General features: G+C 70.0%; 8 protein-coding genes. 3 read left to right on the top strand and 5 right to left on the bottom strand.

What is annotated here, in order from left to right:
• The first annotated feature begins 49 nt into the window (after nt 1–49).
• The 3 genes from ABZ796_RS10090 to ABZ796_RS10080 all read left to right on the top strand — a co-directional run bounded on the left by ABZ796_RS10090 (nt 50) and on the right by ABZ796_RS10080 (nt 5869).
• Nucleotides 50–1813 (top strand): hypothetical protein, encoded by a 1764-nt coding sequence (locus ABZ796_RS10090; RefSeq protein WP_357336600.1) that lies wholly within the window; start codon nt 50–52, stop codon nt 1811–1813.
• A 658-nt stretch (nt 1814–2471) separates the two neighbouring features.
• A complete protein-coding gene (locus ABZ796_RS10085; RefSeq protein WP_357336599.1) occupies nt 2472–4226 on the top strand; it encodes a hypothetical protein in 1755 nt (584 codons plus the stop codon).
• 98 nt (nt 4227–4324) lie between these two features.
• Nucleotides 4325–5869, top strand: coding sequence for a phospholipid carrier-dependent glycosyltransferase (locus tag ABZ796_RS10080; RefSeq protein WP_357336597.1), 1545 nt, complete (start codon nt 4325–4327; stop codon nt 5867–5869).
• Here ABZ796_RS10080 and ABZ796_RS10075 read toward each other — a convergent pair.
• From ABZ796_RS10075 to ABZ796_RS10055, 5 genes are all read right to left on the bottom strand, one after another.
• Entirely contained in the window at nt 5778–6734 is a 957-nt protein-coding gene (locus ABZ796_RS10075) for a lysylphosphatidylglycerol synthase domain-containing protein (protein ID WP_357336596.1), read from the bottom strand. The genes ABZ796_RS10080 and ABZ796_RS10075 overlap by 92 nt on opposite strands.
• Nucleotides 6731–7783, bottom strand: coding sequence for a glycosyltransferase family 2 protein (locus ABZ796_RS10070; protein WP_357336595.1), 1053 nt, complete (start codon nt 7781–7783; stop codon nt 6731–6733). The genes ABZ796_RS10075 and ABZ796_RS10070 overlap by 4 nt, the downstream gene beginning before the upstream one ends.
• Nucleotides 7784–7930: 147 nt before the next feature.
• Complete coding sequence (locus tag ABZ796_RS10065; RefSeq protein ID WP_357336593.1) at nt 7931–10693, bottom strand: YfhO family protein; 2763 nt, start codon at nt 10691–10693, stop codon at nt 7931–7933.
• Nucleotides 10694–10766: 73 nt separating this feature from the next.
• Entirely contained in the window at nt 10767–11558 is a 792-nt protein-coding gene (locus ABZ796_RS10060; RefSeq protein WP_357336591.1) for a class I SAM-dependent methyltransferase, read from the bottom strand.
• Between the two features lie 23 nt (nt 11559–11581).
• Nucleotides 11582–12688, bottom strand: coding sequence for a glycosyltransferase (locus ABZ796_RS10055; RefSeq protein WP_357336589.1), 1107 nt, complete (start codon nt 12686–12688; stop codon nt 11582–11584).

Genomic DNA, 12688 nt, shown 5'->3' with positions numbered 1-12688 from the left:
CCGGCGTGGATGATCCACGCCGGGCGCTCGCTCTCATAGGGTCGCCGTCATGGCATCACCTGGGGACTCGAGAACTGATCACACCGAGCCGGTCGGGATCATCAGGTGGGCGACGTTCGCCGGTGTCTGCGTCATGGCGCTGGTCTGGGCGGCCTACTCGGTCGGCGCCCAGAACGGTTCGTTCCTGACCCAGGACTTCGGCGCGCAGTACCACCTGGCCGAGATCACCGCCCACGGCGCGATCCCGCTGGTCGACTTCGAGCACGGCTGGAACGCAGGCTCGTTCTGGGTCAACGCGGCGCTCTACGCGATCGCAAGCGGCAGCCCGACCCTCTGGTACTTCCTCTGGGGCCGCCTGCTCGGCGCCGGCCTCGGCGCGGTCCTCGCCGCCGCCATCGGGCTCCGGCTGCGACTGCACCCGGCCGTGATGATCGCGGTCGCGCTCGGGGTGCTCCTGCTGGCGACCCCGCTGCACATCAAGTACACGGTCTGCCTGCTGTGGGTCTTCCTCCTCCTTCCGGTGGGGCCGCTGGAGTCACGCCCGCGCCTGGCCGCCGCCGCGCGGGTGCTCCTCCCGGCCCTCGTCTTCTGGCAGTACGTCGAGCTGGCGGTGCTCCTCACCGGTGCCTCGGGGCTCTTCGAGCTGTTCGCGCGCCGTTCGGTGCCCTGGCGTACCCGGGTCCACAACTGTGTGCAGCTGGCCGGTGGGTTCGTGCTCGGGCTGGTGATCCAGGCGGTGGCGTACAAGGTCCTGTGGGGCCTCTCCTTCGCCGACTTCAACCGGCAGGTGATCCTCGGGCAGACCGAGACGCACGAGGGTGCGCAGTACGCCGTCTGGAACTTCTTCGACCTGCCGACCGAGTCGGGGCGTTTCTTCATCCTGGCGCTCTACCCGTTCGCGCTGCTGATTCCCTTCGTGCCGCTGGTGTGGCAGCGAATCTCCGACTCCACCCGGCTGATCGCGCTGGCCGGGCTCGTCCTCGTCGTCGTCCCGATCCGGCGCGTCGACAACCCGCACACCACCACCGTCTCCGCCCTCGTCCTCCTCGCCGTCGTCCTCGCGGTGGCCGAGCTCTACGAGCGCGGCGCCCTGACGTCGGTTGAGCCGGAATCGCGAGGAACGAGCGAATCCGAGCCGAAACCAACACGGTCCGCCATCGCGCTACCTCTCGCTGTGCTCGGTGCCGCGTGGGCAGCCGCCACCCTCTGGATCGGCTTCGGCCTGCAGAGCATGCTCGGCGCGGTCCTCGTCGTGACCTTGGCCATCGCCGGGGCGGTCCTCGGAGGAGCGTTCCTCCGAGGAGCCACCGCGGCGGTCTCGGCCGGTGCGCTGGTGGTGCTGGCCTGCGTACCCGCTCTCGCCTCCGTCGACCACCTCGACGACATGCGCCGCGACGCGAAGTCGTTCCAGGTGACCGATGCGATCGCCCGCTGGGCGGGCCCCGAGTACGAGCGCTGCAGCGGCGGCACCCGCGAGGCGCTGGTGATGCCCAACTATCTCGAGCTCTACGACGCCCTCGACATCACCAACCCGACGCCCTACTACCTGTTCCACTACGACTTCGCGCAGTACGAGGACGTGCTGGTGCCTCAGCTCGAGGACGGCTCGATCCCGGTCATCATCGAGACGATGCCGCTGCACACGCCGCAGCCGTGGCTCACCGACGGCATCCGCGCCAACTATGTGCCGTGCTCGGTCGTGAGGATCGAGAAGCAGGCGACGACTGTCACGATCTGGACCCACAAGTCTCGCGGTGATGTTCAGCAGCGGGATCTCAGTGTTCGGGGTGGGGAGCTTGTTCCGACGCGGTGAGGGTTGTTGTGTTTTGGGGTTGGCGTTTGCCGCCGACCCTTGCTTGGAGGGTGTTCTCGGCGGCGTCCGGAGTAAAGGACGGCCTGCGGCCGCCGGCTGACGCCGGTCGCCTTCGGCGATCCTTGACACCGGCCGTCGCCGAGAAAAGATCTGGCTGGCTATCGGGCCGGCGGCAGGGGTTTGGTGCGGCGATGTGGGTTGGGCAGGGGCTTGGGTCTGAAGGTGAACGAATTTTCGTTCACGCCGATGCCGCTGTGGGGTGGTGCCTAGCTGGGGTGAACGAAAATTCGTTCGGCGGGGTGGGGTGAAGAAACTTTCGTTCACCCCGGGGAGCGTCGACTTCTGCAGGGGGTGAATGAATTTTCGTTCCCCGTGGGGCGTCCATCTCCCGAGGAGCGATTACCGTGGGCCACACTGGGGCCGCCGCCCCTGATAGCCAGCCAAATCTTTCTCGACGTGCTCCGGTGTCAAGGATCGCCGCAGGCGACCGGCGTAGCCGGCGGCCGCAGGCCGTCCTTTACTCCGGGGCAGGGCGAGAAACACTCGAGGACAGGGTCGGCGGCCCAGACCAGCCCCGCAGCGTCAAGCCGCGCTGAGCAGATCTGACGCGTCCCACAGTTCCGCCCCGGTTGCCTGCGACAGCGCGTACTTTCGGAGCATGCTCGATGCGGCGGCCACGCCGGCAACCCCCTCGCCCGCACGCCGAGTGCGTGAACCCGTCGGCCTGGTGAGATGGGCGACCTTCGCTGTGATCGTCGTGGTCGCCGTCGTACGTGCCGCGTACACCCTCACCGCACAGATGGAGCCGTTGACCGGGGACAGGGGAGCGCAGTACTACCTCGGTAAGCTCACGGCCGAGGGTGCGGTACCGCTGGTCGACTTCCAGCACGGCTGGAACGCCGGCTCATGGTGGGTGAACGCCCTGGTCTATCGGCTGGCCGGTGGCGATCCTCTGTGGTGGGAGTTCTTGTTGGGTCGCTTCTTTGCCGTGACCCTGTCTGCGATCCTCGTGGCCGCGATGGGGCTGCGCAGACGCCTGCATCCGGCTGCCATGGTCGCCATGGCGCTGGCCGTCCTGATGCTCGCATCGCCCGCTCAGGTGAAGTACGTCCTCCCAGTCGTCTTCGCGTTCATCCTCCTGCCCGGAGGGCGGCTCGACGCCGGACGCTGGTCGCTGGTCGTGCGGTTGCTGGTGCCGGCGGCCCTCTTCTGGCAGCACGTCGAGCTGGCGATCCTGCTGACCGGTGCGGCGGGACTGTACGAGCTCATCGGGCGGCGCGAGGCAGCGGTGCGGGAGAGAGTGACACGATGTGCGGCCCTCGCCGTCGGCATCCTGGCCGGATTCGTCTCGGAGGTGCTGTTCTACCGGATCGGCTACGGAATGAGCCTGGCCGAGCTCAACCGCCAGGTCGTCTTCGGTCAGGCCCAGCAGTTTCCGAACCACTTCGGCTGGCCCTTCTTCGAGGTGCCGTCCGACGGTGAGGGCTACCTCATCGTCGCCGTCTATCCCTTCCTTCTGCTGCTGATGTTCGTGCCGGTCATCTGGCGTCTGGCGAGCGACCCGACGCGGTTCCTCGCGTTGTGTGCACTGCTTCTCGCGACCGTCCCCGTCCGTCGTCCCGGGCCTGGACACGCCGAGACCGTGAGTGCGTTGGTGTTCGCGGCCCTGATCTTCGCCCTCTGCGACGTGTACGACCGCCGGGACCGGATCTCGTTGCCGAGCCCGCCGAGGTCCATGTCCGGCCGGCAGCTGGTGACCGCGATCGTGGGGTTCGCGACCGGGGCGGCGTGGGTGGGAGCAGCTCTGGCGTTCGGCTTCGGTGCCCGCAGCCTTGTCGGCCCAGTGATCCTCGTGCTGGTGGTGAGCGTCATGATGATCGGCACGAGGCTGCGGGCGAGGCTGGTCGCCGTCTCCGCGGGTGCCTGCCTCGTCCTGGGCGTGGTTCCCCTGGCCTCAGCCGTCGAGCACGTCGATGACCTGAGCCGGGAAAGCCGTCAGCTCGAGGCTGCCGATGTCTGGGGAGACGCGATACGACCTGAGATGACACGGTGCCTGAAGGGAGGCCGCACCGCCTTCGTGTTGGGCAACCAGCTGTCGTTGTACGACGCCCTCGATGTCGAGAACCCGACGCCGTTCTACCTGTTCCACTACGACTTCGGCCGCAACGAGAAGCAGCTGACCGCGATGATGGCCGGCGGCGAGGTCCCGGTGGTGCTGCAGACGACCGCGATGGCCCGCGGCGGCTGGGTGGAGACCGCGATCGAGAAGGACTACGAGCCCTGCGCCGAGGTCTGGATCGCGGAAGAGCACCGGCGTTTCCGCATCTGGGCGCACCGCTCGCTCGAGCCGTTCGAGAGGCGGGCTGTCACGGTCCGCCCCGACGGCACCAGAACCTTCAGCAAACTGTCCTAGCCGGGGCCAACTCGAGGGACACGCAACCAGGGGACGAGAGCACGGGAGAACCTGGCATAGGCTCGCCATCCGCCCGCAAGCCCACCCGAAGGTCCTGAATGCTCCGCTCCACCCACGAGCACCGTGTCGAAGTACGGCTTCCGAAGCGGCTGCTGGCGGCGATGGTGCTGGTCGCGTTCTTCGCGCTGAGCCTGAGCAGCTACGTCGCACTGACCCGGTCGCTGCAGTACCAGACCCGCGACGAGGGACCGAACGCCGGCTACGCGGTGGAGTTGGCCTCGGGACGGTTGCCCACGATCGATACGCCGGTGACGACGGACGCGCGCCGCTACCCCCAGGTCGTCGAGGGGCTGGGGACCATGGCGGATGAGCCGCACCGCCACATCTGGACCGCGAACCATCCTCCGCTCTACTACCTGATGTCGCTGCCGTTCGTGGCCGCGTCGGGGGTGCTCGACGCACCTCAGGTGATGGTCGTCGGGATGCGGATGATCAACGCCGTCGGCTCCGCGCTGTGCGTACTGCTGGTGGGTCTGATCGCCTTCGAGGTGACCCGGCGGGCGGCGACGGCGTTCCTGGCCACGGGGATCAGCGCCTCGTGTGCGGTGCTGGTGAGCGCTGGCGGGCACATCGCCAACGACGGGGTGGCAGTCGCGGCATCGTCGCTGACCATGCTGGCCACGATCCGGATCCTGAACCGCGGCCTGTCCCCGAAGCGCCTGACGCTGGTCGCGCTGGCCGGGGCCGCCGCGGCAGGGGCGAAGGCGCCCGGGGTCCTGACCGTCGTCCTGTGCGGTGCGGCCATCGCGCTGGCTCTGCTCCTCGAGGACCACTCCCGCCGCGGCGTGATCCGCGCACTGGCGGTCTCGGCCGTGGCCACCGGTGTTCCGGCGCTCGTCACCGGCTGGTTCTATGTCCGCAACATCGTCCTCTACGGCGATCCGACCGCCACCGGTGCGCTGCTGGAGAAGTTCGACCGGGAGTCGAACGGGACCTGGTGGCAGGTGCTGACGGACGGTGCGCTCTGGGAGGACTGGTACGAACGTCTGTGGGTGCCGGTGTCGGCGCAGGGCTACGTCGTGGTGGTCGATGTGCTCGCCCTCGTCGCGGTGGCAGGACTGATCGCGCTGGTCGTACGCCGCATGATCGCCGGGCCGGCGGACCAGCCCTCCTCGGCGGCGGGATGGTTGCTGCTCTCCGTCCACGCGGCCGTCATCCTGGCCAACCTGGTCGGGTTCGTCGCGGGTGGCGGAAACCCGAATGACCGCTATCTGATGCCGCTCATGCCCCTGCTGGCCACGGCGCTCGCTGTCGGCGTCCTGGCGCTCGTCGACCTGATCCCCGCCGGCTCGGGTGAGTCGCGGGCTCAGCTGATGGCCGCCGTGACGACCTTCGCGCTGGGCGTGTACGCCTTGCTGATCTTCGACTGGTTCGTCAGCTCGGCGGTCTACGCCGGTCGCCTGCCGAACTCCGAGTCGCGAGGCGCCGAGCTCGTCGTGGCCGCGGGCGTGGCGTGCGGCGTGCTGGCCGTCTGCCTCGCGGCCCGGCCCGTCAGGACGTACGCCGCCCGAGAACCGCTCCCAGACCAGCCAGCACCACATCGGCAAGGAGCAGGAGGACGCGCGAGGCGAGCGCGACGGTGAGCGCCTCGGGGACACCGATGATCGGGCCCAGGGTGAGGGCGAGCAGTGCCTCCCGGATCCCGGCGCCGGCCGGGGCAGGGATGAACGCGATCCCCGCGGCCCAGGCCAGGGCCATCCCACCGGTCGCGGCCGCGACCTCGAGCAGCCCCACCGAGGTGTAGGACTGCATCATCACGGCCAGATGGAGGCCGAAGGCCACCCAGGCGAGCACCGCCCAGCCGATGGCGGTGAAGAGCCCCCGCGCGGTGAGACGTACGCCGAGGGGCTCTTTCCCGAGCCGGGCGAAGAGCCAGTCGAGCGTGCCCGGGACGACGCGCGGGTGCAGGCAGACGGCCAGCGGCACCAGCAGGAGCAGCAGCCACCAGTAGCGGCTGAGCCCCTCGGACGACGACCAGGGAAGCAAGAGCGCGCCGACGCCGATGCCGCTGGCGACAACGACCCCCATGAAGAGGATGTTGGCGCCGAGCATCGTCCGGCGCGCGACGCCCCAGCGCAGCCCGAACTGCATCTGCGCGACGACCGGCCACACCGAGCCGGGCAGGTACTTGCCCAGCTGGGAGACGTAGAAGACCGAGTGGGAGTCGCGCAGCGAGGGCCGGATGCCCATGCCGTGCAGGAGGGCGACCCAGATCTGAGCGATCAGCATGGTGCCGACGATCGCCAGGACGCCGGCGATCGCCACGCGGCCCAGGCTCAGCTCCTGGACCGCCGTGGCCAGGTCGGCGCGCTGGCGCCAGACCAGGTAGGCGCCGCCGAGCACGACGACGAGGGCGAGACCGATCTTCAGCAGCCGCTTGGCAGGGCTGGGCGTAGCCGACGACCCGGTCTCCGTGGCGGAGACCGGGTCGGAGTGGGTCGTTGTCACAGGCTGGTCGTCCACGTCTCGCCGGATTGGGCCGAGGCCGTGTGGGCCTGGGTGTGCGGCAGATCGAACTCGGCGACCGAGGTCTGGTCGCGGAGCATCTCGGTGCCGGACTTGCCGAACCGCGCCTTCTTGGTGTGCTCCAGGTCGTCCTCGATGAGCACCCGGTTGGTGCGGATCAGGTCGGAGATCACCCCGAGCATCGCGGACATGAAGGCCAGGTTGATCAGCACGCCGCCGAGCAGCAGCGACTGGATGTGGTTGCCGTTGTCGCCGCTGAGCCACAGCACCAGGTAGCGCACGAACGGGATCGCACCGAGGACGAAGAAGAAGGCGGTGAGCCAGACGAAGATGGCGTACGGCTTGTACATCATGTAGGAGCGCACGATCGCCGCACCCGACTTCATGATGTGCTCCGGCATCGACTTGAACAGCCGCGACTCACGCGTCTTGGCGTTGGTCTCGATCGGCACCGAGGCGATCTTCATCCGCTTGTTGCCGGCCTGGATGATCGTCTCCATGCAGTAGGAGAAGCGGGTCACCGTGTTGAGCAGCATCAGCGACTCGCGCGAGTAGGCACGGAATCCGCTGGCCGCGTCGGGCAGGTCGGTCTCGGCGGCCATGTTGACCACCTTCGAGCCGACCTTCTGCAGCTTCTTCTTCAGCCCGGAGAAGTGCTCGATCCGGTCGACCTGCCGGTCGCCGATGACGATGTCGGCCTGGCCGTCGATGATCGGCTGGACCAGGTCGGTGATGCGGTCCTGCGGGTATTGATTGTCGCCGTCGGTGTTGACCACGATGTCGGCGCCCAGTTCGAGCGCGCGGACCACACCGTCGTGGAAGCTCCGGCCGAGACCCTGGTTGCGGGCGTGGTGCACGAACTCGCGCACGCCGTGCTCCTTGGCCACCTCGACCGTCCGGTCGGTGCACCCGTCGTCGACGATCAGGATCACGATCTCGTCGATGCCGGGGATCTGCTTCGGGATCGACTCCAGGACGGACGGGAGCGTCTCCTCCTCGTTGAGGCAGGGGACTTGAACGACAAGCTTCACAGGGACCTCAGGGCAAGTAGTGGGACCGAACACAGGTTTCGGGGGTTTCGTGAGGGGCTTCTGAGCCGCCACATTACCGCGTGGATTCCGCGGCCCCACGCCCCCTCGCGGGTGTCATCGGGCGTATGTGCTAAGGAAACCTGGCGTTCAGGACGGGTCCACGCGGCGTCTGCCACGGCGCCGGTCCAGCACCCGAGGAACGAGCAGCAGCCCCAGCGTCACCAGCGCGCCGAGGAGCGAGACCACGGCACCCGTACGCAGCCCCGGGGCCTCGTAGCGCAGCGTGACCGTGTGGGTTCCCTCGGGGACGGGCACCGCGGCGAAGGCGTGGTTGCCGGCGACCAGGTCCACCGAGCGGCCGTCGACGGTCGCCGACCAGCCCGGACGGGCGATCGAGTCGGCGACCACAAGGTAGCCGGCTCCGTCCGCGGTGACCTCGGCCGAGATCGTCTCGGCCTCGTCGCGGCGTACGTCGACCCGGGCGGTCGAGCCGGACGCGGCCGGCGTCGAGTCGTCGTCGAGGAGCACCGTGCCGGGCGCGACGCCCTCGGTCAGCCGGCGGACCCGGGTCGGGCCGTCGGTGACGACCTCGCTGGTGCCGGCCCAGCGGATCCGGGGCAGCGCGCTCGCGTGCTCGTAGACGACCGCCCCGGCCGAGGCGTGCACCACCCGGAGGCCGTCGCCCTGTTCCGGCCGGACCGCGGCACAGACGGCGGAACCGTCGGTGCGGCCGGCGAGACGGACGGGCTTCCGCTTCCCCGCGAACGAGATGGTGACCGGCACCGGTCCGGCGGTGAAGCGGTGGTCGGGCACCGCGACGCGCATCTTCTCGCCGCGCCCGAGCGGCCGGTTCACGGCGATGGCCCGCTCGGAGGTGACCTTCTCGGCGCCGGTCCCGACGCTCACCCGGACGATCGTCGGCGTCTGCGCCCGCGGCTTCAGGCCGTCGGGCACGGTGACCTCGATCCCGCGCAGGTCGCCCTGCGGGACCCGGCACGTCGCCTGCTGGCCGGGCATCACGGTCAGCGGCTGCCGCTGCGCGCGCAGCACCGGCGTCGGCTCCGAGGTGCCGATGACCTCCAGCGGCTGGGTCACCCAGTAGCGGACCGAGAGCTGGTCGAGCACCGGCTGTCGCCCCGGCGAGGGCACGTTGGCGGGGAAGTCGCTGTAGGTCCTGGACAGCTGTGCGTCCGGGCTGACCGCGGCGATCAGCGCCTTCCACTCCGGTGAGGTGAACTCATGGCCCGTCGGCGTACGCAGCCGGTAGTGGTCGGCGACGCCCGAGTGCTCCCAGCCCGAGGCGCCGTAGCGCTCCTCGCCGAGGTTCTCCTTCAGGAACTCGTGGGCCGGCGTGACCGGATAGAAGTCGTCGCGATCGGTGAGCGGCAGCACCTCGCGCGCGAACATCGTGCTCTGCGCGAGCACCGCCAGCACGAGCACCAGCGGGCCCAGCAGCCGCAGCCTGCCCCGCAGCAGCAGCGTCGCCGCCACCGCGAGGACCGAGACGGCTCCCAGCAGCGCCGGCACCCGCAGCTTCGCGGCGACGTCGGGGATCGGCCGCGGAGCGCCGTCGATGTAGGCGTAGGCCGCGTACAGGAAGTACGCAGCCACCCCGACGGCCGCCAGCAGCACGACGAGCGCCACCACCACCCGCGGACGCCGGGACCTACCCTCCCCATCAGGAGACGGCGAGCCCTCGGCCCGCTGGAGGAGACGCTCCAGCCCGATCCCGGCGAGGACCGCACACAGGAACCCGAAGATCGAGTTCGCCCGCCCGAAGCTGTTGGAGCTGTAGCCGGGCAGCTTCTGCAGCAGCTCGAGCGGCAGCCCACCGATCCACAGCAGCCAGACGATCGCGGCCAGCACGACCCCGAGCAGGGCGGGCGTCGAGGGGCGGCGACCGCCGGGGAGCCTGACGACCAGGGCGCACAGGACCAGGATCAGCGCCGCGACGCCGACGAACGAGATCGACTCGATCGGGTTGTCCTTGCCGGCCCACAGCCCGTCGACACAGGTGCCGTAGACGTCGGGGGCGACGGTCGTGAGCGCGAGGCTGGCGGGCTTGACCTGGTTGGGGACGCGCTCGTCGAGCCCGAGAGCGCTCATGTTGCGCGCGAAGGGGAGCACCTGGACCGCGGAGAGCGCGACCCCGAGCCCGACCCCGCCCGCGGCGATGCCGCCCGCGACGAGCGTGCGGCGCACGTCGCGCAGCGCGAGCGCGCGCACGACCACGTAGATCCCGCCCAGGGTCAGCGCGAACATCGTCACCGCCGGGAACCCGCCGAGCAGCATCGCCGCGACCACCAGGCCGACGGCGGCGAGGTCGCGCGCGCCGCGCTCCCGCACGGCACGGTCCAGGGCCCACAGCAGCAGCGGGACCAGGCAGGCGACCTTGGTGTGGGGCCAGTTGGTCCACATCATCATGAAGCCGGAGGTGAAGAAGACCGTCCCGGCGACCAGCGCGATGCTGCGCCGCACCCCGAGACGTCCGAGGAACAGCACCATCCCGACCAGCACCAGGACCAGCTCGGTCAGCTTCACCCAGGCCGGCGCCAGCCAAATCGGCATCACCCAGTAGGGCCACGAGACCGGGCTCAGCACCGCATGGTTCGGCAGCGAGGCCAGCGGTGCGCCGCCCACCTCGTAGGGCGCCCAGGTCTGCCAGTTGCCGTGGCGTACGCCCTCGACGATGTTCTCGACACCGGGCAGGTAGTAGTCCCAGGTGTCGCCGCGACACCAGAGCGTCCCTTGCGGGATCGGGCCGTCGGCGGCGTACGGCATCATCGCGTGCAGCCATCCGGTGTCCAGCAGCATCCCCTGACCCACGAGTGCGGGACCGAAGGTCACCGCGACGAAGAGGACCAGAAGCGCCAGGACGACGCCCGAGCGCCACCGATCGGATGCAGTCACAACAGGGGAGGGCACAAGCCGGAAATCTATGAGTAGTCGGGAACGGGTGCCGGTAGCGCGCGCGGTAGGTCGGTCAAGTTGTCTTTCCGCCGTCCGGGTCGACGCAGAGGCCGCGCTTGGTCGCGACGGCCACCAGACCGGTGCCGGTGTCCGGCCGGAGCCGCTGCAGGGCCATGAAGGGGCTGGTCGCGAGGGCGATGGCGGCTCCCTTGAGCCGCCCGCTGGGCTGGAACGTACGCCCGGTCGCCCGGGTGAGCTCCTCGGGTGTGAGGTCGCCCACCTTCGCCAGCTTCCTGGCGTCGATCCGGTTGCGGACCGCCTCCAGCGCGTAGCCGAGCGGCCAGCCGTAGACGGTGATGTCGACCTCGTCCAGACCGGCCTCCTCCAGCCGGTGGGTGAGCTCCTCGGGGCTGTAGCGACGGAAGTGCCCGGCATGGCGGTCCATCGGCCCGAACCGCTCCTGGAAGGCCGGGACGGAGAGCACCAGCTGCCCGCCGGGGCGGAGGTGGGTGACCCATTCGGCCAGCGCTCCCTTGTCGTCCTCGATGTGCTCGAGCACCTCGAAGGCACAGACCATGTCGTACGCCACCCCGGTCTCCAGCTCCGAGGACATCGTGTTGAGCACGGTGCCGCCCAGGCACGTGATCCGCTCGTACGCCACCGCGAACGAGTCCGCGTCGGGCTCGATCCCGAGATAGTCGGCGCGTGTGGCCAGGCGGGCGCCGAACGCGCCCTGGCCGCAGCCGATCTCCAGCGCCGTCGCCGGAGCCAGCCGGTCGACGATGCGGCTGACGACGTCGTAGCGGAGCCAGGCCCGGGGCGCGAGCGGAGGCAGCGGGCGGTCGGTGGCGGTGAGTGGTGTCATCTGGTTCCTGGGTCGAGATCGGGTCAGTGGAGACATTCGAGGATGGGGGAGGCGACGGCCCGCGGCGTGTAGTGCTCCCGCGCCTGCTCGTACGCCGCCTCGCGCAGGCGCTGGGCGTCGTCCGGGTCGTCGGCGAGCTTCGCCAGGGCGGCGGCGAGCTCCTCGGGGCTGCCGGGGGAGACGAGCATGGCCGCGCTCTCCAGCATCCGTCGCTGCGGCGCGGTGTCGGAGGTGACGACGACCGCGCCGGCGGCGGCGCCCTGGAACGCCTTGTTGGGCACCACCCGGCGTGCCTGCGGGACGGTGCCGAAGATGCCGAGGCTCACGTCGAACCCGGCGACGAAGTCGGGCAGGTCCTCGGCGTCGACCCAGTCGACCCAGGAGACGCGCGGGTTGCCGGCGGCGAGGCGCCGGGCCTCGTCGTACTGCTGGCCCTGGCCCACCATCGTCACCTCGATCCGCTCGTCGTCGGCGAGGAGGTCGAGAGCGTCGGCGATCACCGGAGCGCCGTGGGTGGGGGAGAAGAGGCCGACGAAGACGGCCTGCAACGGCGCCTCGGTCGGCCGCTCGAGCGCCCGGGCACCCGCGTCGAACCACTCCGTGGTGGCCCCCACCGGGCACACCACCGAGTGCCTGCGTACGTCCTCGGGCAGTGCCTGCTGCTGCTCGACCGTGTCCACGATGACCACGTCGGCCCGCTTCAGCGCCATCGCGTCGATCGCCTTCATCAGGCGCAGCTTCAGGCCGCCGGAGCCGGCCAGCCGCCGGTTGGTGGCGACCCCGGCCGCCGAGACCATGTGGTCGAGCAGGATGGTGGAGCGGGGGTGGAGGAGGCGGGCCAGGTGCACGTCGAAGTGACCCAGATAGCCGACCAGGACGGCGTCAGGACGCCCGTCCCGGCGCCGGCGCAGCGACTCCGCGGCCAGGCCGCCCCAGCAGGTCAGCAGGCGCAGCACGAGCAGCGGCAGCCGCCACGGTTGTCGCAGGATCGCGACCCTCGCGGCGGTGTCCAGACCGAGTGGCCGGTTGACCTCGGTGACCTCCGCGCCACAGGCTCGTAAGCCCTCGATGAGTACCGCGACCCGCGGATGGGAGGCCACGTCGTAGGTGCCGAAGGCGACGATGTGCAT

It is taken from the genome of Nocardioides sp. NPDC047086 (assembly GCF_040643685.1).
Classification (GTDB): Bacteria; Actinomycetota; Actinomycetes; order Propionibacteriales; family Nocardioidaceae; genus Nocardioides.
The sequence above is the reverse complement of the archived record's forward strand: the minus strand, read 5'-3'. Positions and strand labels throughout refer to the sequence as shown.

What these genes read in the sequence shown, in the direction of transcription:
- ABZ796_RS10090 (WP_357336600.1), top strand. Translation starts at nt 50, where the DNA reads ATGGCATCACCTGGGGACTCGAGAACTGATCACACCGAGCCGGTCGGG.
- ABZ796_RS10085 (WP_357336599.1), top strand. Translation starts at nt 2,472, where the DNA reads ATGCTCGATGCGGCGGCCACGCCGGCAACCCCCTCGCCCGCACGCCGA.
- ABZ796_RS10080 (WP_357336597.1), top strand. Translation starts at nt 4,325, where the DNA reads ATGCTCCGCTCCACCCACGAGCACCGTGTCGAAGTACGGCTTCCGAAG.
- ABZ796_RS10060 (WP_357336591.1), bottom strand. Translation starts at nt 11,558, where the DNA reads ATGACACCACTCACCGCCACCGACCGCCCGCTGCCTCCGCTCGCGCCC.
- ABZ796_RS10055 (WP_357336589.1), bottom strand. Translation starts at nt 12,688, where the DNA reads ATGCACATCGTCGCCTTCGGCACCTACGACGTGGCCTCCCATCCGCGG.